Here is a 25,819-nt window from a genome sequence, read left to right on the forward strand (position 1 = left end):
AAAATGGTAAAGTTCTGTTGGTTTTATTTTGCTGGTTTACCGGCAAGTTTGATGCCGTAGGCAAGGCCAAGCACCACGAGGAACGCAAGGATCGTGCCGACAATTATTGCAACCATGCCTCCCATCGATCCCATGGATTCACCCAGCGAGTAATCGGGCATCGGCGAAGAATACGAGAACTTTCCGGTCATGTCTTCTGCGATCTCAGCATCGGGAGGAGTGGGGCCGGTAAGGGTCTTCTGGCCCTGTACAATCAGGGCTGTACTCTCAAGACCATCCGGATCCCCGGATGCCATGAACACGGCTACAACTCCTATCAGGAGTGCAATGACAATACCTACGATAATGAATGTCTTGTTGTCCATCATGATGCGCCAGCCCCCCGGGCATCCTTTACTCCCGTATCCACCAGATCCGGCCTTGCCTTGGTTACCAGGTAGATAACCGCAACGGTTACTATACCCTCGATAACGCCGATCGCTGCATGGTACAGTCCCATGGCAATCAGGCCCTCTTTGAGGGGGAACGTTCCTGCAAGGAACATCTCAACTGCACATGCGAGTGAGGGGATCAGGCAGGCAAGCCATGCTGCTACGAACGCGGAGACGGGCATGCTCTTTGTTGCAGTCATTAGGCCTTTGAATGTATAGAACCCGACAAAACCGCCAATGACCCCCATGTTGATGATGTTGGCACCCATGGTTGTGATACCGCCATCGCCAAACAGGACTGCCTGGACGATCAATACGAGGGTAAGAATGAATACTGCAGCAAACGGCGAGCCGAGGATGATTGCGGCAAGCGCTCCGCCAACCAGGTGTCCGCTGGTCCCCATGGAGACCGGGAGGTTGAAGGACTGGAGGGCAAAGATGCCGGCTGCAAGCACGGCAATGAGCGGGAGTTTCTCCTCATTGAGATCTTTTCGTGCCCAACGGAGGGCGAGCGCTACAAAAACAAGGGCGATAATCCAGTAGATTGCGCCCTGCCAGATGGGAATGAATGCGTCAGGTATGTGCATGGGTTCACCGTGATTTGGTATTACGTTTCTAAAATATTGTAACACTCGGTAGTTAAAAAGTGTTGTTATTTGATATTTTATCGCACTCATGTTTTCTTTCATTTGAATAAAATGGTGAGAATGCCGGCATTCTTTTCATACAATAGAATTCGTGCCGCTCACATTTTTTTATCCGCTTTCATAATTGATGGTGCAGTGCCTGATTATTCCCATGCTGTTTTGTCTCACTGCTTCACACTTTCCTGAACATTTTTCAAAACCTTAAAAAGCTATACGCTAAGATATACACATCACTGAGGCTTTTTATGACAATGGACTCTGATCTCTCCCGCATCGGCATATCGCTACCCAGCAACCTGCTCGACAAGTTTGATGAGATTATCAACCAGCGCGGATATTCCTCCCGTTCAGAGGGTATCCGCGATGCGATCCGCACGTACATCACCTACTACAAGTGGATGTCGGATGTCAAAGGGGAACGTGAAGGGGTCATCACGATGGTATACGATCATGACCAGCGGGGATTGTTAGTCACGCTGACCGATATCCAGCACGAGTACCACAAACTTATCAAGGCCTCATTGCACTCGCATGTCACCCACAACCGTTGTCTCGAAGTGATTCTCGTGCACGGTGATGGATCCGATCTGAAGTTGTTTGCCGAGCGACTCATGTCGCAGAAAGGTGTCGAGTCGGTCAAGCTGACGACCATAACGGTGGATGAATAACTTTTTTTGTTCTTTTTACTTTTTTCCTTATTTTCCCAGACTCTGTGTTTCTGCCTCTAATTTTAAAAATCCAAATGTATTATAAAATTTTTCATTTTCGTAACTTTTAATGTTAAATGAAAATTTTTTTATAAGATTTAGTGCTACTTAGATCGAAATTCGTATGAAAAAAATTATGGTAAGCACCCTGATTATCGCGGCAATTCTAGTTGCCTTTCTCGTATCTGCGGGATGTGCAGCACAGAGCACCCCGCAAAACACTGCATTGACCACTCCTCAAAATACATTTCAGACAAATCCCGGGAAAATTACCGTCACCGATATGGCTAACCGGACCGTGGAAGTGAAAAAAGATCCCCAGAGGATAATTGGCGTGGGAGCCGGTGCCCTGCGGATGATATGCTACCTCCAGGCCGCCGATCTTGTGGTGGGAGTCGATGATCGCGAACAATTGAAGTACAATACCTCCGGATTCGGGATGCCATCCGGTATCGATAAACCCTACGATCTAGCAAATCCGGACATCGCAACAAAACCTTTCATTGGCGGAAGGGCCGGTGACCCGGAACTGATCGCGGCACAGAACCCGGACGTGGTCTTCTTTACATTCACCACCGGTAAGGATGCACAGACATTGCAGGAAAAAAGCGGCCGTCCGGTTATTGCCCTGACAACCGGTGATCTCGGCAAGAACAAGGATGTCTTCTACCAGTCGCTGAGGCTGATGGCTAAAATCCTCGGTAAAGAGGGGCGGGCAGAGTCGATTACATCGTACATTGACGGGACAATAAAAGATCTCAACGATCGGACTAAGAATATCCCGGCAGACAAACGTCCGCGAGTGTACGTGGGTGGTATCGCATATAACGGAGCACACGGCTTTCTCTCTACTGAACCCGCGTATGCACCGCTGCTCATGGTAAACGGCAACAATGTTGCATCTTCTGCAAGTGGCGGCGGACAGATGATGATCGACAAGGAAAAACTGCTGGACTGGAAACCCGATGTCATCTTTGTCGATGAAGCGAGTTATGCACTCATCAAAGAGGATCTCAAAGACCCGGTCTACCAGTCGCTCCCGGCAGTGAAGAGCGGCCGTGTGTACGGTGTCATGCCCTACAACTGGTACGCCAACAATTACGACACCGTTCTCGCTGATGCCTATTATATCGGAAAGACGCTTTACCCTGAACAGTTTGCCGACGTGGACCCTGCACAGAAAGCCGATGAGATCTACACGATGCTTGACGGAAAACCGGTGTACGGCGATATGAAGACGCTCTTTGGCGGCTTTGTGCCGTTCTCAACACTGGTGAAATGAGGATGCGGCGATGTGCGATAATACGCCCCCGGTTTCTGATCCTGCGGCAGTGCCGGGTCTATTCCCGGCAAACCCGCTCTCCTTTCTCGACAATGCGCTTACGGGATTACGGCAGTATCATGCGGTGATGACAGCCCTCGATCTCGGGTTGTTCGAAATTCTCCGTGAGCCAAAGACCGGGACGGAATGTGCCTTTGAACTGGGATGCAAACAGGAGATCATCACCCTCCTGTGCGAAGGGCTGGCCACGTTTGGCCTGCTGGAAAAGACAGGAGATAAATTCCGTAACAGTGAGATAACGCAGCAGTGTCTTATCAGGGATGCCCCACTTCCGCAGCAGCATGCCATTGCCTTCCAGAAAAAACTGGCGGGCTTCTGGTCAGATCTCCCCCGTATTGCAAAAGAGGGTCCGGTCACCTGTGACCGTGCGCAGATGTTCCGGGATGTGATCATCCCCTCCATGGCGGAGAACTGCCGGTGCGGACTTCTCCAGCAGGTGACTGCAAGCGTTGCAGCGATTCCGGAATTTCCTGCTGCCCGACAGCTGCTTGACCTGGGCGGGGGGCACGGCCTGTACTCGATTGCGTTCTGCCAGAAAAACCCCGGGCTGAATGCGATAGTCTTCGATCTGCCTCCCGTAACCGGTGCCACGCGGGACTTCATCAACCGGTACCATGCCGATCGGGTGAGTGTCATGCCCGGGGATTTCTTCATAGATCCCATCGGCAGCGGGTATGATATCATCTTCTCATCGTCCAATCCCGGCGGAAAGGTACCGGGGCTGATCCCAAAGATTGCCGGAGCACTCAACCCGGGTGGCCTGTTCATCAACAAACAGGCCATCGATGATGCACCGTATGATCCATGGCTCAGCCTCGAATGGAATCTCTGGACCTTCGAAGGTGTGCAGAAACAGGCGACCCGGTACGTCTTTTCCAACAGCGTCCCGTTTGCGGAATATAACCGGTTGCTGGCGGACCATGGATTCGTGGTGCGGGAAATTGTACCGATCGATGCACAGTCAGCCATGACCATCGCAGAAAAGGTGCGGGTATGACCATCCGGACTTCCGGGCGGACAAAAAATGCATCTTGATATCAGTGCCGTTAAGGAACCCGGGGCCTATACCGGCTACATCCGGAAAAAGATCCTCTTCCTTGGTGCCTGTATGGGAGCCCTGGTTCTCCTGGCATTCGTATCCGTGGGTGTGGGGAGTGTCATGATCCCCTTTGCCGATGTGATCCAGACGCTGGTGTACCACTCCTCGGGAAATGCAGAGATGATCGTCTGGAACATCCGGCTTCCCCGGGTGCTTGCTGCGGTTGTCTGCGGGACTGGTCTTGCGGCGGCGGGTGTTGTGATGCAATCCGTTTTGCGCAACCCGTTAAGTTCCCCGTACACGCTGGGTGTCTCGCAGGCTGCGGCATTCGGTGCAGCGGTTGCGATCACCCTGTTTGGTGCAGGCACTCTCGGGCGCCTTGTCTCTGATGCGATTGTGGTCAATAACCCGTACCTTGTCACCATCTGTGCATTCATCGCATCACTGATAGCAACGTCGGCAATCCTGCTCGTAGCAAAATACCGGAGCACGTCGCCTGAGGTAATGATCCTTGTAGGTGTCGCACTTGCGGCATTGTTTACGGCCGGGACAACATTCCTCCAGTACTTCTCCAGCGCCGAACAGATCGCTGCGATCGTCTTCTGGACATTTGGCGACGTAGGGAGGGCAACATGGACGGATCTTGCGATTATGGTTGCCGTAATCACGCCTTGCCTTATCTATTTCATCATCAAACGATGGGATTACAATGCACTTGACAGCGGCGATGAGACGGCAAAGAGTCTTGGAGTCAATGCAGAACGTGTGCGGACTGTGGCGATGTTCCTTTCATCGTTAATCGCGGCAGTCGTGGTGTCGTTCCTTGGCATTATCGGATTCATCGGTCTCGTCAGCCCGCACATGGTCCGACGTATAATAGGCGATGACCAGCGGTATCTTCTCCCTGGCTCCTGCATTGTAGGGGGGATCATTCTTCTCGGTGCTGATACCGTGGCCCGTATCATCATTGCACCGGCAGTGCTCCCGGCGGGAGTGCTCACTGCATTTCTCGGAGCCCCGCTCTTCCTCTACCTTCTGATAAGGGGGAACCGGTCATGATCCTGAACGTAGAGAATCTCTCGTTCCGGTACAACAGCCATCCGGTTCTTGAAGAGGTCTGCTGCGAGGCCCGGCCTGATGAGATCGTCGCGATTCTCGGGCCGAACGGGGCCGGTAAAACCACCCTGCTGCGCTGCATGAATGCCATGCTCAGGCCAAAGACCGGTACCGTCATGCTTGGCGAACAGGATATCCTCTCATCTTCCCGCAGGGAAATTGCGCAGTTGGTTGCCCATGTTCCCCAGCATATTGAACCGCCACGGGTCACCGCGTTCGATGCAATCCTGCTCGGGCGCCGCCCGTGGATTGGGATGAAAGTGTGCAGGAATGATCTCTTAAAAGTCCAGGCAATCATCGAGCAGCTCAACCTGTCCAGTCTCGCGCTCCGGCACGTGGATGCAATGAGCGGTGGGGAGCTCCAGAAAGTTGCCATTGCCCGTGCACTGGTGCAGGAGCCCCGTGTGATGCTGCTCGATGAACCGACCAGCAGCCTTGACCTGAAAAACCAGCATGAGATCATGCGGTTCATCCGCTCGGTTGTCCACACGCACCATCTCACTGCACTCATGACCATGCACGATCTCAATCTCGCGTTACACTACGCTGACCGTTTTGTCCTGCTCAAAGAGGGCATGGTCTTTGCAGCCGGTGGGGAAGAAGTGATCACGCCAAAACTGATCGAAGAGGTGTATGGCGTACCGGTTTCCATTCAGCGCTGGGGAGGGAGGAATGTGGTTGTTCCGCATGCTGATGCAGATTATCCCCTGGAATCACCAGGGATTCCTGCAGGACGGTGATGGGTATGTGATCCCAATGAATTATCTCACGAAATTTCGACAAAAAATCGCCTCAAATATCCATCTTATATTTTTGCACGTCTTTTCCTTAATGGCAAAAGAAAAACAAAGAAATCCATTCCTTAAAAAAGAATCAACTACTTGCGTGATCTAATGACCCAATCCATAAAATCCTACAATGAAGCCGTTGCCTTTCACGGGCATGCCTGCCCTGGACTTGCTCTCGGCTACCGGGCTGCAGCGTACGCGATGGACGCTCTCCGGGCCGGCCGCTCTGACGATGAAGATCTTGTCTGTATTGTAGAAAACGATGCCTGTGGCGTGGATGCAATCCAGCTGGTTGCCGGATGTTCGGTGGGAAAAGGCAACCTTATCCTCCATGACTTTGGCAAGCATGCTTACACCTTCATCGACCGGAAATACAACCGGGCTATCCGCCTTGTCCAGAGACCGGAACCGGTTGGCCAGCGCATAGACCCGGTGGCCTCAGCACTCCGGGAAAAAGTGATGGGCGGGACTGCAACACCCGCAGAGCATAAAGAGTTCCACGAGCGACAGGTAGGGGTTATCGATGCGATCCTTAAGATGCCCATCGATGAACGTTTCATCGCAAAAGAAGTCAAACCAGAGATTCCCGTGCGGGCAAAGATCTTCGCATCCGTGCCGTGTGCGAAATGTGGCGAGATGGTTGCCGAGCACCGTGCCCGGGTTCGTGACGGGAAATTTGTCTGCATGCCCTGTGCCGGGGAGTATGGCCGGGGATGGTAAATCCCATCATTCTTCTTTTCTCCATATCCTGAATTACGTTTTTGGCTACCCCTCAATCCTATATCCTATCTGAAATTTTGCCCGTACCGATAAGGTTATTCCCCTTAAAAAGACATTTCCGGTAAGAATCCAGTCGACAGGTATGAGACAACCTGCCGTAAGTTCCACGAACCAAAGGAGAACGTAAATGCCCACAATCGAGACGCATGGCCTGACAAAATATTACGGTGATCTGTGCGCCGTTGATCACCTCTCCCTTTCGGTTGATAACGAGATCTTCGCCCTCCTGGGTCCCAATGGTTCAGGTAAGACAACAACCGTGCTGATGCTCACCACGCTGCTGCGCCCGACAGAAGGAACTGCAACAGTGTGCGGTTATGATTGCGCCACTGAAGGGGATATAGTCCGGAAAAAGCTCAGCTATGTTCCGCAGGAAATGGCAGTTGATATCCGGCTGACCGGGCGGGAGAATGTTGTCTTCTTTGCCAAACTTTACGGCGTCCCTGATCCCCGGGGGCAGGCAGATGAGGCGCTTGCGATCATGGAGCTGGCCGACCGGGCTGACGATCTGGTGAAGACCTATTCGGGCGGCATGCGGCGAAGGCTGGAGCTGGCTCAGGCGCTCGTGCATGAACCGGCCGTGCTCTTCCTGGACGAACCCACGCTCGGGCTCGATGTGGCAGCCCGGAAAAAGATCTGGGAACACATACGGGAACTCCGTGGTCGGGGCATGACAGTCTTTGTCACCACGCATTACATGGATGAGGCCGACCAGTTTTGTGACCGGGTGGCGATCATCAGCAGTGGGAGCATCAAGACTATCGGGAATCCAAAGGACCTCAAGGCCCAGCTGATGAAAGACGTGATCACTGCAAAGATCTCTGGTGAATTCACTCCTTTTGAACTGGGTGGCACCCGCTATGTGGGAAGGAAAGATGACGAAGTCTCGTTCACCGCGGAGAATGGCCGCGAGGCACTGCCGCTTATTGCAGAGTCCCTTACCGCCCGGGGCATGAAAGTCCATGCACTCTCCCTGCATGAACCTACTCTGGACGATGTCTTTCTCAATGTCGTGGGGAGCAGTGATGAGCCCCACTCGTTCAATGACCGGCAGTTCAGGGTCATGCTCCGGAGGCGAAAATGAAGGGCATCTGGTATTACATGGAACGTGACCTTGTGAAGTGGGCCCGGGGCAGGGTTGCCGTCATCACCCTGCTCGTTATGCCCGCTGCATGGCTCATCTTTGTCGGTCTTGCCCTGCCGGTACGGTTCACCGGCAATTACCTTGATTTCATCACGCCCGGCATCCTCGTCATGACCATGCTGGCCTCGTCCCTGCAGGGCGGTTCGCTGCTGATGTTTGACAAGATCCTGGGATTTTTAAACAAGTTCCTCGCTCTCCCCTCGCCCCGGGAGAATATCCTTTTCGGGAAGATCCTGTTCATCACGATCCGGGGGGTCATACAGGCAACGGTCATCCTGCTCATCGCGATCCTGATTGGGGCAACGATCCTCTCGCCAGTCCAGTACGTGATGATCTACGTGATCCTGATCCTCTTTGGCATTCTCTTCTCGGGACTTGCCACCACCATTGCGCTCTATATCGATGATCACGACTCTTACGCCGCAGTAAATACGCTCATCTCGATGCCGCTCTTTTTCATGTCCAGTGCACTGATGCCTTACAGCGTCATGCCCTCATGGATGCGATCCATTGCAATGGTCAACCCGCTCAGTTTTGCCATCGATGCGATCCGGTCGGTAGGTATGGGCGAGATACCCCTGATGCAGATGGGACTGCTGTTTGTGGCAGGGTGCATCGTGCTTGTCATCTGCGTGCGGGTGTTCCGGAATATGACGGTGTAGCGTGTTTCGCTGATTAGCGGGTCAGAAAAGATCTCTGGAGAAATTAAATTCTATTTTTTTTTGTTTGTTCTTTTGAGATTATGGGTGTGACCCCCTCTCTCCCCCAGAGGGGGGGCAGCCCAAGAGGAGCACCCCCTTGACCCCCAATTATCCAGTGGATTTTTCATAATATCGTGATGCTGACGGGTTCCTTCAAGTGAGGAATTAATCTGCCTTTATATTTATTTCAAGAATGAATCGAGATGGAGCAATTGGAATCACTAATTGTCTATTCTCTAAATCGACAGAAACCGCCGCGGGGGCGCCCCTTTTTGGGCGGCGGGGTTCATCGTATCAGGGGGTATGGGGGCATAAGCCCCCATCTTAAATTATGGAATGTGAATTGAGACGGTGACGAAAATCTATCCCGTTTTCCGTCCCATCAAAATTCCTGCTCCCACAGCAATTATACAAACTCCGATTCCCACCGGCACACGGGGAGTAGGAGTTGCGGTTGGTATTGGGGAAGGTTCGGGTTCCGCAGTAGTCGGGACTGGGATGGCAGTTTCCATAATTGTCAGAATTACCGGTGTCGGCAGTGTAGCAGGAATTGGTGTTGTTGCAACAGTATCGAATCCCACCGATCCACGATTCACGGTCTCAGTTCCCCGCTGTACCTGGATATTGTTTTTTGCCACGGACTGGGAATTTTCTACCTTGACCGAGTAGGTTCTCAATGCGGTATTCGATGAAGTCTGGAATGCAACAATGGCTTGCCCGTTATTATCAGTGGTGACCAGACCGTAATACTGCGTATTGGACATCGATGCAGTTGAAGGGGCTACATCATCGATGATGGTGCGTCCGCCCCCGTTATTATACTGGTATGATCCGATCACGTACGGACCCCCGGGTGGATCTTTCTCAATTTTTGCCTGGTAGGCAACGAGAACGGGCGGCTGGTCACCGGGCTCCCCGCTCATCGTGTACGTCCGGGTCAGCCAGACATAGTAGGGAGTGTTGGGTGTTCCGGTAACGGTGATGGTAAACCGTGAGCCGCGGGTGAGACCTGTTTCATCTGCAGAAACAAGGGGAATGAGGAGAAATGATGCCATGATAACGGCTGCGATGAATAAAGCGGTGCGCTGCCGCGAAGTGTCAGGACGCTTTTGCTGGTGCATGGTCGCTCATGAGAGTGATTGTCTGATTGACCCAAATAATTTTGGTTTTTTTTGATGAGCATAGCAACTGCGTTCTCTTGCACCCGGACAAAATGGTGTCCCCCGTTTCACTATGGGAAAATAAAAGTGCCAAAAAATCGTGCTTACCAGCAGAAAACAACTAAAAAAAAGAAAAATAATTAACCGTGAAAACACTTAGAAGCGGGGCTTCCGGTGTTTCGGGAGGCAGTCTCTGCAATAGACGGGCCTTCCCTCAGTTGGCTTGAACGGTACTTCGCATTCCTTTCCACAGTCTGAACAGACTACTTTTGTCATTTCACGGGGACCGAAGTCGCGGGGACCGCGGTTGCCACCAAAATTTGATGATCCATACATAATGATTACTCAAACAGTCTTTTTTATAAACTGTACCTCAATATTGTCCTCCCGAGTATAATAGTTTCTGCTTTGGGAGAGCCTCTGGATTGACATATATACTGAATTATAGCAGTTCAGCATTTTGCCGGTACATACTCCTTGGTACCGTCATATCGAACCGTGCCCCTGCCCCTGGTTTTCCGGTCTCTTGTATGGTGATTCCGGTTATGGAAAGAATCTCGCGGATCAGAAAGAGCCCGAGACCCGAATCTTTGCCAAACCCCTTTTTGAATATATGATTCTTGTCTTTCTGCGCAATGCCGGTCCCGTTGTCCTCGCAGGAAACGATCAGGTCGTCGCCAGATACTGCACAGGAAAATGTTATCCGGGTCACATGTTCTCCGTGCCGGAGGGCATTCTGGATGAGATTGTAGAATACTTTCCCGATCATCGCATCTGTAAAGATCTCCACGCTGTTGCAACCTGCCGTGACGGTAACTTCATGGGAGTCCAGCTGTTCCGCGGCGCTTTTCGCAATAACTCCCACCTTGTACCATCCCGGGGCCTGGGTGCCGATCTCCTGGTAATCCTTGGTAAAACCTATCTGGTCCTGGATCGACATAGATGTCCGCTCAAGGTGCTCAAGGGATTCCCTGAGTTGGGGATCCGTTGAATGATCCTTTGCAAGATCGATCTCTGCCAGCAGGGCAAAGATACGGTTCGAGATATCATGCCGGGTGATCTGCGAAAGGAGAGAGAGTTTCTTGTTTGCGCTGCTGAGCGCCTGTTCCACTCTCTGGCGTTTCTCTATGTCTTCTGTCAGACTCTCGTTGACCTCGGAGAGCTCGCGGGTTCTTAGGGCAATCCGTTCTTCAAGACTGACCATCAGGTCTTCAAGGTTTTTCTGTGCCTTCCGGCGCTCTACCACTTCGGCTTCCAGGTGTACGTAATTGGAACGGATCTCCCAGACGAGGAGCGAAACGATTACGATCATCAGGATAAAGATGGCACGATTTGAAATATCCGAGGGCACCACCCGGATAATTCCTGCGTTCAGGCTCCCTATCATGATTGCACCCGTGATCAGCACGGCAGTAATGAACGGGGCATAACGGTACGTAAGCCATACCGACATCAGGAGGGGCATGAAATAGAGGATCCAGATAACAAAACCGAGGGGCAGGAAAAGATCTACGATGAGAATCCCTATCCCAAGGCAGATCATCGTAATTGTGATGATCCGTTCCCATTCTGCCGGAGTTTTTCCCAGATCTCTCATAAGCCGTCCTGATCTATTATTACGATATGTCATGGTGGTACTGCTTATAATAAGTTCTTTTTTTTTAGATCTGCCGGAGCGGCTGGGACCTGATCGGGGCAAGCACTGGCAGCATACCCGCTCTCCGGTACGATGGGCATTGAGGTGCGGTTCACCCCTGCCGTGGGACTTGAGTGCGGGGGAGATGTCGAAGAAGGCGGCGGGTGGTTCGGTTTTGCTCCTGAAGGCAACCCGTTGCTCTACGGTGTTGTGCCGGGTGTCCTGCTGCTCGGGATTATTATAGCCTTCCGGTATTCCGAATTTAACCTGTAATGGGAAAAATAATCAGGGAAATCTGTGGATTTGCGTTTTCCTTCCCGATACAGGAGAAAACTATTTCTGTAATTAAAAAATACGCATTATTAAATGCACTCTCTCCTGTATGTCGATGATGAAGAAGACCTGCTGGATCTCGGCAGGATTTATCTTGAACGGGGGGGAGAATTTTCTGTTGTCACTGCAGATTCAGCCCTTAAGGGATTGGATCACCTGGCATCACACCCGGTAGATCTCATCCTTTCCGATTACCAGATGCCGGGTGTTGATGGTCTTGAATTTCTCAAGACCGTACGGGAAAAATACCCGGAAACCCCATTCATTCTCTTTACCGGCAGGGGTCGCGAGGAAGTGGTGATCGAGGCAATCAATTACGGGGCAGATTTTTATCTCCAGAAAGGTGGCGATCCCAAAGCCCAGTTTGCCGAGCTTAAGCACAAGATACGAACAGCAATTGAACGCAGGAGTGCAATCAATGCGCTCAGGGAGTCAGAGCAGCGTCTATCCGATATCATTGATTTCCTCCCGGATGCTACCTTTGCAATCGATACCGGTGGCTGTGTTATTGCCTGGAACAAGGCCATCGAGGAGATGACGGGAGTTGCAGCGCCGGAGGTACTGGGTAAAGGAGACTATGAGTATGCATTGCCGTTTTATGGTGTCCGGAGACCCGGGCTCGCTGAGCTTATTGTAAAAACTTCTGAAGAGATCACCGGGTACGAGTTCACTCCCCTAAGCCAGGAAGGTGGTGTCCTTATCGCCGAGACATCAGCAAGCCGGCCCAGGGGAAAAACCTGCACCCTTCTGGGAAAAGCTTCTCTCCTGTATGACAAAAATGGCAATATCGCCGGTGCTATTGAGTCCATCCGTGATATTACTGAAAGTAAACTTCTTGAAGAAGCCCTGCGTAAGCGTGAAGCTGAACTCAATGGTATTTTCTGGGCCACGCCGGCGGGGATTGGGACCATGGACAACCACATCTTCCGTGAAGTCAATGCCTATCTCTGTGCGATGACCGGTTATCCTCATAGCGAACTTATCGGCAGCAGTGCCCGGCTGCTGTATCCTTCCGATGCAGATTATGAGTACGTTTTTACGGAAATTGACCGGCAGATCTCATCCAACGGCATCGGCACGATAGAAACCCGGTGGATACACAAAAACGGGTCCATAAAAAATGTCCTGCTGAGTTCAGCACCATTAATTCCCGGGGATATTTCAAAAGGCGTGATTGTATCTGCCATTGATATCACCGAACGTAAAAAAGCAGAATCTGAACTTCTGGCTGCGTATGAAAAGAACAAGGGCCTGATGGACTCTGCCAACGATGCAATTTTTATCGCCGATATCGGGACCGGGGTACTCATCGATGCAAATAATAAGGCGCAAAAGATGATCGGGCGGACACGCCTGGAAATCCAGCAGATGCATATAACCGCGCTCCACCCGGAGAAGGATAAGCAAACCTATCATGATTACTTCGACCAGCACTGCCAGGAAGGATCCGGAGTGCAGGAAGAAGTCATCATCGATCGTGAAGGCCGCGAGATCCCGGTCATCGTGAGTGCAACCCGGCTGGATATCGGCGGGCGCTCCTGCCTCATGGGGATCTTCCATGATGTATCCGAAATGAAAAATGCACAGGATGCCCTCCGGTTAGCCAATAAAAAACTCAACATGCTCGCCGAGATCACCCGGCATGATATCAGGGACAAACTTACGGTTCTGGGCGGGTACCTCGACCTGTTGAGAGATCCCCCGCAAAAGACGCAGTACTCGATGTATATCTCCAAACTCAAACAGACCGTCACGACTATCAGTGAAAACATCGAGTTTACCCAGTTATACGAAAATCTTGGTATTATGCCTCCCGTATGGCAGAATGTCCACGATCTTTTCTTTTCCACCTGTGCGCAGATCGATATCAAAAAAATCCGTGTGCAATCCGATATCAGTGGTCTTGAGATCTATGCCGATCCGCTGCTTGAACGGGTCTTTTATGCCCTGGTGGAAAACAGCATGTTATACGGGGCAGGTGTATCGGTTATCCGGTTATCTTCCCGGGAAACCCCGGAAGGCATCGTCATCAGTGTTGAAGACAACGGCATCGGCATTCCCCCACAGGATAAAGAGAGGATCTTTTCCAAGGGGTTTGGCAAGAACACCGGGCTTGGCCTTTTCCTGGCGCAGGAGATCCTCTCCATTACCGGGATCTCCTTTAAAGAGACCGGGGAATACCATCGCGGTGCACGGTTTGAATTTGGCATTCCGCATGGCAAGTACCGTCATTCCTCCAATGCGCAGACCGACCGTTGCTTCATCTATACCAAAGACCAGGCCTCACCCGTCTCCTTTAAAGAAAAGATTTACAACGGCCTCCTGAACCGGAAAAACTGATGGTGCATCTTTTAAAAAAATGACCGTATCCCCGACATGACCAGGGGCCTGAGCACGTTGATCATCGCGGGGTTGAGGATCAGTTTTTTTACGAGCATTCCCGGCCGGTCCATGTCGCCATGCTCTATGATTGCAGAGAGGATGGATGGTTCTTTGAGTGCCTGAACAAGCTGGTCCATATCATCTGTGGTTATTTTCCGGCGCATACCAAAGAGCCGGAACCCGAGATCAAGTTCACGTCCCAGATCATCCTGCCAGCGCCGTTCATATTCCGCGAGAGCCATATCGGAAAAAGCATCCCGCTCGCAACACCTGATTGCCGTTGCTGCGGCGTGCCGGGCCGAACGGATGCCGGTATAGATTCCCCCGCCGCTCGTGGGCTTGGCAAACCCTGCGGCATCCCCTACGAACAGGGTACGGTGGCCGTACGTTTTGGGCATCAGGCCGAGCGGAAGGGTGCCGGTGACCAGGTGGGTGACCGGGCCTTCGAACTTTTTCATGAGTGCTGCAAACCGTTCCTTTACCAGCGTCTGCCCACAGAGACCCACCCGGGTGCGCCCGGGGCCGGTGGGAATGGACCATGCAAAGAATTCCGGTGATGCATCCGGGTAGATCTCTACAAAACGGGGATCGCTGTCATGCAGTACATCTGCCTGGATGCCGGAAAGGTATACTTTTGCACGTTCCATGCCGTACAGCCTGGCAATCGTGCTTCTCGGGCCATCGGCTGCGATCAGGATCTTAAATGTGTGCTCCTCGCGCCCGTATACACCCCGGGTGAGTACCGTGTTTTCCCGCACACCATACACGCTGGTCTTTAACCGGAATTCAGCCCCGGCATCGGCCGCGTTTCCTGCCATCTCCCGGTCAACAGCAGCCCGGTCAACGACGACTGCTTTCTGGACCTTTGCATCGATGAGGAGTTCGGTGCCACTGCCCGTGACGATCCGGGCACCCGAGACCCGGTTCATCACCGGCTTTTCCGTGCACCTGCACTCGGCAAAGGCTGCATTGGAAAGAAGCCCGGCACACTGTACCGGGTAACCGATGGTACCATGCTCCTCTATACAGAGGGTTTTGAGCCCCTGTGCTGCGCAGGCCTGGGCCGCGGCACTTCCTGCCGGCCCTGCTCCGACAACGATGACATCGTAAGGCATAGGAGATTGTAACTGTGGCAAAAAGGGAAATGATTATTGTGACTCTATTTCCCTTCTTTTTTTTTCATGGACCCTTACAGATGTGCTGCTCCTGCGTGTCATAGGTCTCATCCTTGACGTACCATCCCAGCAGGATTGAAAAAAGACCAAAAATCAGCGCAAAGGTACCCAGCACGGTCAGAAACAGATTTTTCAATACGTCCGGGAAGTACCAGATCAGTCCGCCGAGCAGCAGTCCGCCGGTAATAAACATCCCTGGAATGAGAATATATTTTGTTTTCGGTTGCGTGAGCGCGAGAGTTATGTCAAAGAAACCCGAGTAAACCGCAACTCCTGCGATAAGCAGGAGGAAGATGATCGCAACAATCGCAGGGGCAAAGAAAGAGATTGCACCGACAACCAGCAGCCCTGCAGACAGGGTAAACCAGAACATCGAATCGTCACTTTTTGATGTGATTGCAAGGAGGAGGAACCCTGCGATCCCTACCGCGAGCAGCACCCAGAACAGGGCATAAAACGTTGCAAGGGTGATTTCCGGCACCAGCAGAGCAAGGAGGCCAAAAATAATACCAACTGCTCCCTGGATGATGCATGATATTTTCGTATCCATGATTTATCACCAGATTACAAGGGACGATGAAGTCCCGGAGTTATATTTCCTATAAGTGTTCCGACTACAAAATCTATCCTATCAAGTGCCCGGTAAAAAAGAATCAGTCCAGGTTTTTGCCGAAATCAAAAAACCTGATATTAAAGCTTTTTTCGATTATGTACAGGATGCCGAAGAACAGGACTGCATACAGGATAAAGCTGACAACGAGCCTTACCCATCCGCTCAACCCGGTCACCGCGATAATCGCATTTGACAGGTAATCCGCAATAAGGATTGAACAGAGAATCCCGATAAAAAAAACCGCCCATTTTCTGACCAATGATATATCCATAATCAGTATTGGCTGCCGGAGTATTAATACATAAAAATTATGGCCCCGGAGAAATGCTAAAAAAATCCTGAGTCTCTTAAGGGGATTTCATCCCGGAATATTTTCCTGTACTGATTCTTCGTGCTTAAAGGATATGCCCTGCCGAAATGGTTATCCCGTTACCCGGTAAAATCAGGATATGACTGCCAGCACTGCCGGTACCGGGACAGGGAACCGGCATGTTATGATCCTTGCAATTTTCGCCATCGCGGTGGGCATGGCGTTCCTGGCCATCTTTCTCTTTACGATCTCTGCAAAACCTCCGGTGGTAACCCAGGATTCTTATTGGATACTCGAGTCCTATCACGATGCGACCGGGATCCTGATACCCGTAATCGACAACACCGAGGTTACGGCACGGTTCGGGGATGATGGCATTCTTTCCGGCACCGCCGGTTGCAACCGCTATTCTGCCGCATACCTGGTACGCGGAAAGCAGCTTGCCATAACACCGCCCCGGGTCCAGACCCAACTGTCCTGTCTGGTGCCCGGGATCATGGAACAGGAATCCGCGTTCCTTGCAGATCTTCCCTCTGCTGCATCATTACAGACCGGAGGAACGAAGATGAAAGTGCTGAATAATGAGAGCAGGGTTATCCTCTCGTTCCGGCAGGGATAATTTTTTTTTGAAATTGTGGCGGGAACCGGTTTTTGCCGCGACGGTAAAATCACGGGTTTCCGGACGGAACTTCACGGAGATACCCGTTATATCCCTTTCAATAATTTTTCCGGATCAGTTCCCCCCTCACTTTTTTGATAGGAAACTCTCCTCATCAGAGAAAAAGAAAAAAATTAAAGAATGATAACGGGAATCCGGATCACCTGCATCCGGCTCGTTACCCGACTTCACGATTTTATCATCACACGAAATTGTGTGGGGGAACCGGAATTCCGTTGACGGTCATATACGAGATGAAGAACCAGGCTGCAAGCAGGATAAAGACAATGAGCGGGATGATGACGGCAATCGCAACCGCAAGGATTGCTTTACCGGTGCTCATCTCCTGGAGCTCGCGGATTCCGAGTATGCCAAGGGCCAGTGACCAGAGCATGAAGATGAACCCGATGAAGGGTATCCACCCGAGGAGGAGCCGGGGGGTGTGCCCGTAGATGATCGCTTTGATGGTCTGCATGATCCCCTTGCGCCCGCCAAGAAGGTACACCCACAGGTGGAGCCATGCGGCAAAGAGCAGGGTCAGCACAAATCCGGCGGCAAGTGCCATGAAAAATACTATGAACGGGACGGCAATACCCCCCGGCATTCCGGCAAACCTTGGCATGGTCTCAATCCCGACTGCGGCAATAATTGCGACGAGGATAGAATGGAGCAGGAGAAGTACGCCGAAATAGGTAAACACAGCACCTGGTTCATCGGTGCGTGACTGCTGGAATGTCTCGACGGGGCTCAACAGGAGCCCCTTTATCTTGGCAACAATGATGTCAATCATTATTCAATGATTGTCATACGAGGAATATAAATGGGGTTGTCCGGTTTACAATGATCGTTATTGGTACCCGCAAGCGGAAACGTTCATCCCGTAATAATTCACATATCCACTAAGAAAATGAGCCCTATCCCATCCGCCGTCCCATGCGTACGTCCCGCCGAAATCGTCCGGTCCGGCCCGGAACCGATGAATGCCCGCACAGGAAGGCTGCCTCTTGTCCGGTGAAATGGACCTCAAGTTAGAGGCGCTTTCGAAGTATATCGTTACGAGCCCGTCATGGGCCCGTTCTTTTGTCCTCATTCTCATCCTTTCCGGGTGCGTTGAGATCATGGCAATCCTGGGAAGCGGGGATTCCTTTGCATACCTGACGCTCTTTCCCGTTGCTGCCTACCTTCTCCCGGCACTCGCTGCCCTCGCCTTGACCCCGCGCCTTGCCAGCTGGTTTTCCGGAAAACTTGACTACGGGTGGTCGGGGCTTACGGCAGCTATCGGTCTTATCATCTCGCTTTTCATCTCGCTGTCGCCGGTCCTGCTGGTCAGCTCCACGTTTCCGATCTTCTTTGCCGTCTCGCTCTCCCTCGTCTTTACTTTCCGGATGCTCCTTCTTGCCGCAGTTGTCGATTACCGGCTCCGGAGGGTCGTGGTTCCTGCTCTCGTTCATTCCGGTCTTGCAGTCGTGGGTGCAGCACCGTTTCTCGGTCTTGAGTTTGTGCAGCTCTCAATCCTCCTCCACATCAGTTTCGCGATCGGCGTCTTTGTTTTTATCAACGTGATAGAGCGCCCGATGAAGGCGAACTTCAAAGTCGGCCCTCTTGAACTGGCCAATGCATTCCTCGCCCACCTCTCCGAAGGAAGCCACAAGCTCGACGATTTTTTCCGGAGCATCGGCGAGAGCGTGGTCGTGCCCCAGGTCTCCCTTGTCCTGCAACGTGAGGGGAAAGAGGAGATCTTCTTAACGGTCCCCAATGTCCATCCCGGCCCTCTTGGCGAGATCGGCGGGAGCAACCTGCCCAAGATCCTTCACGGCATGCTCGGCAATGCCTCGATGGTCTTCCATGGCTCAGCTTCGCACGACTTCAACCCGGTCGATGAGGTTGAAGTGAGAAAAGTGGGTGACGCGGTCCTGCTGGCCCGCCCGCTCTCGTGCTCCAATACCGGCTGCACGAAGTCAGCGAGATACCGGTGCGGGTCGGTAGATGTGCTCGCCCAGGCATTCGGGGACACGATCATAGTTGTTGCTACCCGGTCACCGCTTGTAACTGAAGATCTTGATTTCTCTGTCGGGTTTTCGATCATGAAATCGGGAGAGAAATATTTCCGCCACGCGGGTTTTGTTGATGCCCACAACTGTATGGATGCACTGGAGGACGGGGTCTACCCGGCAACGGAACTTGCCATGGAGTACATCGGCGCAGCAGAAGATGCGTTTGCTGCAACCGCACAGGCAGAACAGGTCCGGTTCTCTGCCGGCTACGCTGCACGGGCGCTCCCGTTCTCGCGGCAGGAGGGGTTCGGCGATCTCGGCGTCCAGGTTCTCGTTGTTGACGCGGGCGGGCAGAAGACCGCGTACTTACTCTTTGACGGCAACAACATGCAGACCGGTGCCCGGGACGAGATCCGCCGGAGACTGCTCACCTGCGTTGACGAGTGCGAAGTCATGACAACCGATACCCATGTTGTCAACACGGTATCAGGCCGGAACCAGGTGGGGCTCAGGATTCCTGTGGATTCCTTTTATCCGCTTGTCAAAGAGGCGGTCATGGAGGCCCTTGCCGATGCTGCTCCCGCCCGCTCTGCTGGTGCAACCGCGTGGTGCCGGGGGATCGTGGTCTTTGGTTCGCAGCGCATCTCCCAGATTGCGTCCACGGTCAACGGCATGATGGGGTTCATGCTCCCGGTTGCAATCATCATCCTGCTGGGCGCATTCCTGACAACCGCGATGGCGTATTACGTGCTGGTGTATTAGGTAATTTTATGACCGGGCCGGTCGGATACCGGCGGAACCCATACGATTTTTCCTTGGTTTGCGGGGACATAGCTGATGCTTTTCCTTTTCGCTGCCGCAAAAAACTTTTGCCAGGGATAGCAAGGGAATATTTCTCCTTGCAAAAAAATTTAAAAAAATTAATCGTATCTCCTGAAGAGTGCCGGGTTCTGTTTACGAATCCACCAGCGCCGGACGAGAAGTACACAGATGACTATGATCACGATTACCGCAACCCACGCCAAAATGGTGACCAGCGTGATTCCCTGCGTTGGGAAGAAGATCTCTATACCCGACGAAAAGGACTGCGGCGCTGCTGCGTTTACCGTTGTCACGGGAACCGGGAGCATTGTTGCAGGACCGGTGTTCAGCGCAGTCGCAGGTTCGGTCACGGCAGTATCAGCCGCTTTTCCCGGAAGATCTAAAAACGTTCCGGCCTGTGTCACGTTGCCAGCACCATCAGTCGCGCCCGGTAATTTCACGGTGATGGCAAAGTAGGAGAAGCCCGGCGTTGTTGTCACATACTGGTACCGGTCTGCCAATGATTGATCCAGCCTTGTTGGCAGCTCGACCCACTGGTTGTTGGTATATCGCATCATCACGATCTGGTCCGGTAAAACAGCGTGCGTGTCAAGCCATGATTTGCTCACGCTGAACGCGATATCTGCATGGTCGATGGCATCCGGGTTGACCCAGTTCATCGTGATGAGCTCGTACCCGGCCACGGCCCGGCCGGTCAGCTGGAAAGCGGTGGCCGGGATTGTCGGCTGGACAAGACACTGGGTCTGCCCGATCTCCCGTGATGGCGTAATCGAAACCGATGAAACCGATGCCGGAGCCGAGGGTGATGCCGGACTGAATGCAAAGACGGCAACTGCACCGGCCCTGGCACCCGGGAGGATCACCGATTGCGGGGCTGTTGAAGAAGCGTCGCGATTGTCACCGTCGCCCGGCGCCGGAGCAGGCTCCGGCCGGGTCATCGTCACCGTGAAGGAAGTCTCGGTCTGCGTTACCGGTGTGCCGGATGCATCAACCCCCGCAAGGCTGATCGTGTAGGTGCCGGGTGACGGCAGCTCCGCGACTTCGATCCCGAACTCCCAAAGCGAGTTGAACCGCGTCTGGCTGCCGGCCGTGTAGAGCCGGGACAGGTTCACATCATGGAAGCCCGTGCGAACCAGCGTCCCGGCAGCATCGGTGATTGTGCAGTTGATCCGGGTGATCCGGTTGTTGATGGTGTACCGGTACGGGGTTGCGGTGGCGGTGACAGCTGAGGCGATCGGTTTGGTGACTCCGTAGACGACAAACTCCTTTCCCTGCGGAACGGTTACGCCCCCGCCGGGATTCAGGTTCAGCGTTTTTTGGGTTGTGGCATCGTTGGGATCGTACAGGTTTTCCGCGCTCGTGCCGCCGGGCGAAACGATCTCGGCCCGGTACAGGACCAGCCGCTGGTTTGTTGCAAAGGGGGTCGCAGTTCCGTCCAGAGTTCTTACGCCGGAAGATATATCGTTGTACGTGATCTGCGGCTCTCCGATGTTATGGTAGATGAACGTGGTATTGGGACTATCCCCCAGGCCGAATTTCAGGATTGCCGCAAGCTCGACACCGTACGTTGCGCTGCCGGAGTTCAGGTTATAGATGAACATGGAATTATTCGCAACGGCCGGGACATCAGTAAGGGTCCCCGGGCGATCATTGACCACTTCGATCCCGTTGTTCGGTGTCCAGCGCTTGGGAGCTTCCCACCAGATGTTGCTGTTGTCGGGGTCGGTGAAATACCCGGGGAACCAGTCGAAGTAGATGCGACGGTCGTGGACAATTGAGTACTGGATAAGTGCGTTCTTGTTCGAAGTCGGGCGGAAGGTCCCGAGAATGGCACTGGTCCGGTTCAGCGAGATCGTCTTGTTCACTTCAAGCCCGGAAAAAGATCCGGAGAGCCCGGTTACTTCGATCGTATAATTGCCAGTGGTCAGGTCTGCGAGCGGGGCGCCGGTGCTGTCCGTGTAATTCGTATCGAATCCCTTCGTCACGCCCCCGAGTATCATCCCGAGGTAGTAACGGTTAGTCACCACCACTTTGTTGCCCGGGTTGAGAATCCCGCCCGGCAATTCCATGAGGTCCGGTACCATGGCGCTGTTTTTCCGGGTGCAGGAACCGGTCACGGTGCAGTACGTCTGGTTGAGGACGCTCTCATTGGTAATTCCCGTGACCGGGTCGACCCGGCTCTGGATGACCCGGACCGGAGTTCCGGCAACGGTATCGCCCGGGTAGAGTTCGATCCGGATATCGCCCGGGTTTGTTACGGTGTTGGTAAATATTCCGTACACGTAAAAGTCGCGTTCCTCGGCAAGGAGCGTTTCATTTGCGCTCGGCTGGGTGATGACAAGGTCCTGGACTGCACTCACTGCCGGCAGGGACAGGAACAGTACTGCCAGTAGTAAACAGAACGCGACCCGGTTCATATATTGAGAATGTCCCGCCAGTGTTCATAACCCTTATTATTTAATCCGGCCGTACGTGTCGGGTCTGCCCCGGTCAGGCTGGATCTGCCGTGTGGGGGTACGGAAAAAAGGTGCTTTTTCCGGGTTCGGGTATTCCTGCCCGGGACCTTGGGAGACCTGCATTCCCTCGACCCCCATTCTCCGTCGGAGGCCCGCTCCACGGGCATGAGTCATGACCCCCAAATTGACATGAATTCATGGAAAAACGACACTATTGTTTTTGGAAAATTGCATATCGGGCCCGGTTTGGCTGGATTCCCCCGTTAACGGGCTCTAAAAAAACCGCTAATAGCATCAATTGGATGGCCGATCGTTTTTCGGATTAAGGGTAGTTAATGGAAAATGAAAAAAAGGGCTTTTTTGGGGCTCGAAACGGAGGGACTCCTCGTCTGACTACGGCGTGAAATGAGTGGGTTATGATTTTGCAGAACCCTGAGTGACCTGTACTTTTCCAAACCCTGTTCTCCGTCGAAGACTTCTGTTTCATGAAGACGTCCCGACCCGCATTTTAGCATGAATTGGGGTATTTCCAGTACATCAGTTTTCAGAAAACCTCGAATTGCGCCCTGTTTGGCTTTATTCGGCATAAATCGGGCTCTAAAAATATCCCCTGATATCACCTTTTAGATGGCCGATCTCATGTCGGATTGGCTGAAGTAGGTGGAAAATGAAAAAAAGGCCTTTTTTGAGGCTCGGTCCCAGGACATCTCACGTCAGATAACGACGTGAAATCCACCCGGGATGGGGCACTTCCGAGCCTCATGGGGCAGACTATCCCTCTCAACCCATAAGGGTTCAAATTCGCCCCGGATTGTTCCATTTACCCATACCCGACCGGCCTGTTTCGCGTTTTTTCCTGTACGTTCTTTCCGGAAACCCTGTTTTTAGCCTCTGATGGGGAAACGGGGGGATTTACAGCGAGAAAAACCGGCCTATTTGGTGCAGTTTGGATTGAGGATCTCAGGTTGCCCCGGTGTGCAGAGCATCGGATGCAAAAAAAAGGCAAAAAAACCCCTGTTTTCCGCAAATGTTAAAAATAATTCTTTGACGAGCCTGCCGAAATTTTATTGAACGATTTCCATAGTTCCGGATTTTTTTCCCATCGCGAAAACGATCGCAATCAGATTTTTTTTAAAAAGGTACGGGACCCGGTATAGATTGAAATTTTCCGGTCACGGCCGGATTATTTTTCCGGGCTAAGGTCCGGCCTTTTTTTTATTTTGTCCGTTGAAAATTGTCCGGCAGGAAATAATTGAGGGTACACGATTCTGCGGCAGGGTCAGGAAATTAATGGAAAATTTTCCAGACCCGGTGCGATTCATCGGTCAGCAACTTTTCAACTCAAGTCTGGGGGTCGATGAAAAATTTTTCAGAAACCCCGGATATTTCCACGCTCATTCCCAACTTCCATCGATCCATGCTTTCAGAATATCAAAATCCCGCTTCATCGTTGCCCTGCTCAGCGCCTGCGCCCGGGTCAGCATCCTTTCCTGGACAAAATCATATTCGCAAAGAATCCGGGAATTCCTGAGCAGGGTTGCCCGGATCGGGTGGTGCCGGTATATCACGCTCTCCTGTTTTCGGAAATACCATTTGATCCTCTGGAACGTAAGCCAGTCAAGTTTCATGGCGAGCGTGGCATGGAACCGGAAATCTTCGGCATTGTCCAGATCATATTTCCGCAGCGAGCAGTAAGGGGAGATTGCCTGAGACAACTGGTAGCGGAATTGTCTCAGGGTCTCATCAGGAGTGATCGTAACGAAAACAACTCTCGTGTCGTCAAAAAATCCGTAATGTCCCACCTCATATTTCGGGATCTCTTTCTGGCTCGTACAGATTCTGGTGAAATCTGCGATGAGTTTGTTTTCATCCGTTGTCGAAAAAGGCCCGGCCAGCGTGATATGCGGGGTCACCAGTTTATCCCCGAGATTAAATTTTTCCGCAAGGTGATTGCTTAGCGTGCGGATCTGCTGCTTCACCGACCCCATCAGCCGGATATCGATCAGGTAGTGAGTCATATCCCACCCCTTTGAACAACTGCCAATCCGGCAACCGCAGGGAAAATATTCAGATTATTTTTCCAGGAATCTGTCAAGGTAATTGCGATAATTTTGCATCTCCGGCACGAAATAGGTTGAGTAGTTTAAGGAAGGAGTCCGGCATCGCCAGAGCCCTTTACAGCAACCTTCCGTTGGATTACAACTCTGCAAATCCCGTTCCCCAACACTAAAAAACTAGCAGCATGATACTATTCATCAGGACATTCCTATGGAAGCACGGAGCGAAAGAAAGGACGGGATTGTGATCTTTTATGTATCGGGACGGCTCGATGCGTTCGGGGCCCAGCAGATGGATACCTGGACCCGTGAGGCACTCCACGACGACGACAAGGAACTGGTAGTGGACATGGCGGGCACGGGCTACCTGAGCAGTGGGGGGTTGCGGGTTTTTAACGGCCTGAAAAGGGAGATGAAGCGGAGGAACGGGCGGTTTGTGCTCGCAGCAGTCGGGGAATACCCGAAAAAAGTAATTGATATGGCCGGGTTCGCTACGGTCCTTGACATCTTCCCCACGGTGGATCTTGCGGTTGCAGATATCATTCACAAGCGGAAGAATCCTACGCTCTTCAATGAAATTTTTTATAAGAAGATCATGGGCGAAGGCGTGCAGCTGACCGTAGAACCCGGCTGGATGACAGCGCCGCCGGTCCTGCGGGTAATCGGGGATCTCAACAAGGTTCTCTATTCGCGGATCACGGAAGCCGATATCCGGGCAAAAAAATTCTCGGAGATCACGTACTCGCTGGGTCTCGGTGCTCTCGGTGCGGATGTAAAAGAAGCCATGCCCCTGATGGGCGAGATGATCACGCTCCACGGCTCTATGGTCTGGCTCCCGACCGATGGCAACAACACGCCGGATTTCTTAACCCCGCTCGACCATGACAGCGATGTGGTAGTCTATACCGGGTTCAATGTCACGCTCGACGGCCCGTTCAATGAATATTTCACGCTCGAAACCAGCAAGCCCGATGGCATCAGTATCTCGGATATCTACAAGACCATTTTTGCGTCCTCAAAGGAACGCGTGCAGAGCTATCATGGCGTTGTTGCCGTCACCATCTGGGGCGTGCTGGCCGGGCTTGCCAGTTCCGGCCTGAAAAAATCCCCGGTCGCGACTTCCGCTCCGCCCGGTGGCGTCTCGATCATGGACCCCTCGCAGCTGCACCAGTGGATTGCATCCGAAAGCGTGCCCTCGCATAAAGGAGAGACGCTGGTGAGTTTTGGCATCGGTGTCGATCTCACCGCTGACCTCACCTATTTCTCCGAAAGCCAGCTCTCCTCGCTCTACTATGCCAATCCGCTCAACAAGGGAGCGGCAAAAGAGATGTACCTGCACAATCATGGCGTGGTCTTCAAAAATGTGCCCTACGATGCCTCGCTCGACCTGAACACGCAGGTAAAAAAGATTGTCACGGACGGGGAGTTCTCCGATATGCGTCACCTGCTGGACAGCACGCGGCTGACCAAGGCCAAGATTGGGATCTCTTATATCCAGGATATTGTCCGGGAAAGCTGAGGCTTTCCT

General features: G+C 52.5%; 25 protein-coding genes. 13 read left to right on the plus strand and 12 right to left on the minus strand.

Translation table 11 applies throughout. From position 1 onward, the window contains the following. Positions 1-23: 23 nt before the first annotated feature. Together CVV30_10955 and CVV30_10960 are read right to left on the minus strand one after the other, a co-directional pair. The gene (locus tag CVV30_10955) at positions 24-368 is read right to left on the minus strand and encodes a cobalamin biosynthesis protein CbiN (GenBank protein ID PKL68422.1); all 345 of its coding nucleotides are present in this window, start codon (positions 366-368) and stop codon (positions 24-26) included. Further along, positions 365-1,018 (minus strand): cobalamin biosynthesis protein CbiM, encoded by a 654-nt coding sequence (locus CVV30_10960; GenBank protein PKL68423.1) that lies wholly within the window; start codon positions 1,016-1,018, stop codon positions 365-367. The genes CVV30_10955 and CVV30_10960 overlap by 4 nt, the downstream gene beginning before the upstream one ends. A 305-nt stretch (positions 1,019-1,323) precedes the next feature. On the opposite strand from CVV30_10960, the gene CVV30_10965 reads away from it, so the two are divergent. From CVV30_10965 to CVV30_11000, 8 genes are all read left to right on the plus strand, one after another. Further along, positions 1,324-1,746 carry a nickel-responsive transcriptional regulator NikR gene (locus tag CVV30_10965; protein PKL68424.1) on the plus strand — a complete coding sequence of 141 codons (423 nt, stop codon included), beginning with the start codon at positions 1,324-1,326 and terminating at the stop codon, positions 1,744-1,746. Positions 1,747-1,909: 163 nt separating this feature from the next. Further along, complete coding sequence (locus CVV30_10970; protein PKL68425.1) at positions 1,910-3,067, plus strand: hypothetical protein; 1,158 nt, start codon at positions 1,910-1,912, stop codon at positions 3,065-3,067. A gap of 10 nt (positions 3,068-3,077) precedes the next feature. After that, entirely contained in the window at positions 3,078-4,124 is a 1,047-nt protein-coding gene (locus tag CVV30_10975; protein PKL68426.1) for an SAM-dependent methyltransferase, read from the plus strand. A gap of 27 nt (positions 4,125-4,151) precedes the next feature. Then, positions 4,152-5,225, plus strand: coding sequence for an iron ABC transporter permease (locus CVV30_10980; GenBank protein ID PKL68427.1), 1,074 nt, complete (start codon positions 4,152-4,154; stop codon positions 5,223-5,225). Next, positions 5,222-6,022, plus strand: a complete 801-nt coding sequence (locus CVV30_10985; protein PKL68428.1) for an iron ABC transporter ATP-binding protein — start codon at positions 5,222-5,224, stop codon at positions 6,020-6,022. Before CVV30_10980 ends, CVV30_10985 begins: the two co-directional genes overlap by 4 nt. A gap of 153 nt (positions 6,023-6,175) precedes the next feature. Beyond that, entirely contained in the window at positions 6,176-6,790 is a 615-nt protein-coding gene (locus CVV30_10990; GenBank protein ID PKL68429.1) for a formylmethanofuran dehydrogenase, read from the plus strand. A gap of 187 nt (positions 6,791-6,977) precedes the next feature. Continuing rightward, positions 6,978-7,934: an ABC transporter ATP-binding protein gene (locus CVV30_10995; protein ID PKL68430.1), complete on the plus strand. Its 957-nt coding sequence runs from the start codon at positions 6,978-6,980 to the stop codon at positions 7,932-7,934. After that, complete coding sequence (locus tag CVV30_11000; GenBank protein ID PKL68431.1) at positions 7,931-8,656, plus strand: multidrug ABC transporter permease; 726 nt, start codon at positions 7,931-7,933, stop codon at positions 8,654-8,656. The genes CVV30_10995 and CVV30_11000 overlap by 4 nt, the downstream gene beginning before the upstream one ends. Positions 8,657-9,057: 401 nt before the next feature. Here CVV30_11000 and CVV30_11005 read toward each other — a convergent pair whose 3' ends face one another. The 3 genes from CVV30_11005 to CVV30_11015 all read right to left on the minus strand — a co-directional run bounded on the left by CVV30_11005 (position 9,058) and on the right by CVV30_11015 (position 11,485). Continuing rightward, a complete protein-coding gene (locus tag CVV30_11005) occupies positions 9,058-9,816 on the minus strand; it encodes a hypothetical protein (protein ID PKL68432.1) in 759 nt (252 codons plus the stop codon). A gap of 195 nt (positions 9,817-10,011) precedes the next feature. Next, on the minus strand, positions 10,012-10,191 hold the full coding sequence (locus CVV30_11010; protein ID PKL68433.1) for a DNA-directed RNA polymerase: 180 nt from the start codon (positions 10,189-10,191) through the stop codon (positions 10,012-10,014). A 106-nt stretch (positions 10,192-10,297) separates the two neighbouring features. Further along, positions 10,298-11,485, minus strand: a complete 1,188-nt coding sequence (locus CVV30_11015) for a hypothetical protein (protein ID PKL68434.1) — start codon at positions 11,483-11,485, stop codon at positions 10,298-10,300. Positions 11,486-11,584: 99 nt separating this feature from the next. Here CVV30_11015 and CVV30_11020 point away from each other — a divergent pair, with 99 nt between their 5' ends. Together CVV30_11020 and CVV30_11025 are read left to right on the plus strand one after the other, a co-directional pair. Continuing rightward, entirely contained in the window at positions 11,585-11,764 is a 180-nt protein-coding gene (locus CVV30_11020) for a hypothetical protein (protein PKL68435.1), read from the plus strand. A gap of 93 nt (positions 11,765-11,857) precedes the next feature. Beyond that, the gene (locus CVV30_11025; GenBank protein ID PKL68436.1) at positions 11,858-14,164 is read left to right on the plus strand and encodes a hypothetical protein; all 2,307 of its coding nucleotides are present in this window, start codon (positions 11,858-11,860) and stop codon (positions 14,162-14,164) included. 11 nt (positions 14,165-14,175) lie between these two features. On the opposite strand, the gene CVV30_11030 is transcribed toward CVV30_11025, so the two are convergent. From CVV30_11030 to CVV30_11040, 3 genes are all read right to left on the minus strand, one after another. Then, positions 14,176-15,321: an NAD(P)/FAD-dependent oxidoreductase gene (locus CVV30_11030; GenBank protein PKL68437.1), complete on the minus strand. Its 1,146-nt coding sequence runs from the start codon at positions 15,319-15,321 to the stop codon at positions 14,176-14,178. A gap of 64 nt (positions 15,322-15,385) precedes the next feature. Beyond that, entirely contained in the window at positions 15,386-15,931 is a 546-nt protein-coding gene (locus CVV30_11035) for a hypothetical protein (protein PKL68438.1), read from the minus strand. Positions 15,932-16,034: 103 nt separating this feature from the next. Next, a complete protein-coding gene (locus tag CVV30_11040) occupies positions 16,035-16,265 on the minus strand; it encodes a hypothetical protein (GenBank protein PKL68439.1) in 231 nt (76 codons plus the stop codon). Positions 16,266-16,443: 178 nt separating this feature from the next. Here CVV30_11040 and CVV30_11045 point away from each other — a divergent pair, with 178 nt between their 5' ends. Beyond that, the gene (locus CVV30_11045) at positions 16,444-16,923 is read left to right on the plus strand and encodes a hypothetical protein (GenBank protein PKL68440.1); all 480 of its coding nucleotides are present in this window, start codon (positions 16,444-16,446) and stop codon (positions 16,921-16,923) included. A 241-nt stretch (positions 16,924-17,164) separates the two neighbouring features. On the opposite strand, the gene CVV30_11050 is transcribed toward CVV30_11045, so the two are convergent. Then, positions 17,165-17,752 (minus strand): hypothetical protein, encoded by a 588-nt coding sequence (locus tag CVV30_11050; protein PKL68441.1) that lies wholly within the window; start codon positions 17,750-17,752, stop codon positions 17,165-17,167. Between the two features lie 214 nt (positions 17,753-17,966). Here CVV30_11050 and CVV30_11055 point away from each other — a divergent pair, with 214 nt between their 5' ends. Continuing rightward, the gene (locus tag CVV30_11055; GenBank protein ID PKL68540.1) at positions 17,967-19,718 is read left to right on the plus strand and encodes a DUF2070 domain-containing protein; all 1,752 of its coding nucleotides are present in this window, start codon (positions 17,967-17,969) and stop codon (positions 19,716-19,718) included. Positions 19,719-19,876: 158 nt separating this feature from the next. On the opposite strand, the gene CVV30_11060 is transcribed toward CVV30_11055, so the two are convergent. The 3 genes from CVV30_11060 to CVV30_11070 all read right to left on the minus strand — a co-directional run bounded on the left by CVV30_11060 (position 19,877) and on the right by CVV30_11070 (position 24,252). Continuing rightward, the gene (locus tag CVV30_11060; protein ID PKL68442.1) at positions 19,877-22,195 is read right to left on the minus strand and encodes a hypothetical protein; all 2,319 of its coding nucleotides are present in this window, start codon (positions 22,193-22,195) and stop codon (positions 19,877-19,879) included. 371 nt (positions 22,196-22,566) lie between these two features. Continuing rightward, positions 22,567-22,821 carry a hypothetical protein gene (locus CVV30_11065; protein PKL68443.1) on the minus strand — a complete coding sequence of 85 codons (255 nt, stop codon included), beginning with the start codon at positions 22,819-22,821 and terminating at the stop codon, positions 22,567-22,569. Between the two features lie 807 nt (positions 22,822-23,628). Next, positions 23,629-24,252, minus strand: a complete 624-nt coding sequence (locus CVV30_11070; protein ID PKL68444.1) for a hypothetical protein — start codon at positions 24,250-24,252, stop codon at positions 23,629-23,631. 250 nt (positions 24,253-24,502) lie between these two features. Between CVV30_11070 and CVV30_11075 the strand changes: the two genes are divergently transcribed. Next, positions 24,503-25,810, plus strand: coding sequence for an anti-sigma factor antagonist (locus CVV30_11075; GenBank protein ID PKL68445.1), 1,308 nt, complete (start codon positions 24,503-24,505; stop codon positions 25,808-25,810). Positions 25,811-25,819: the final 9 nt, after the last annotated feature.

Source organism: Methanomicrobiales archaeon HGW-Methanomicrobiales-1 (assembly GCA_002839675.1).
GTDB lineage: Archaea > Halobacteriota > Methanomicrobia > Methanomicrobiales > Methanospirillaceae > Methanoregula.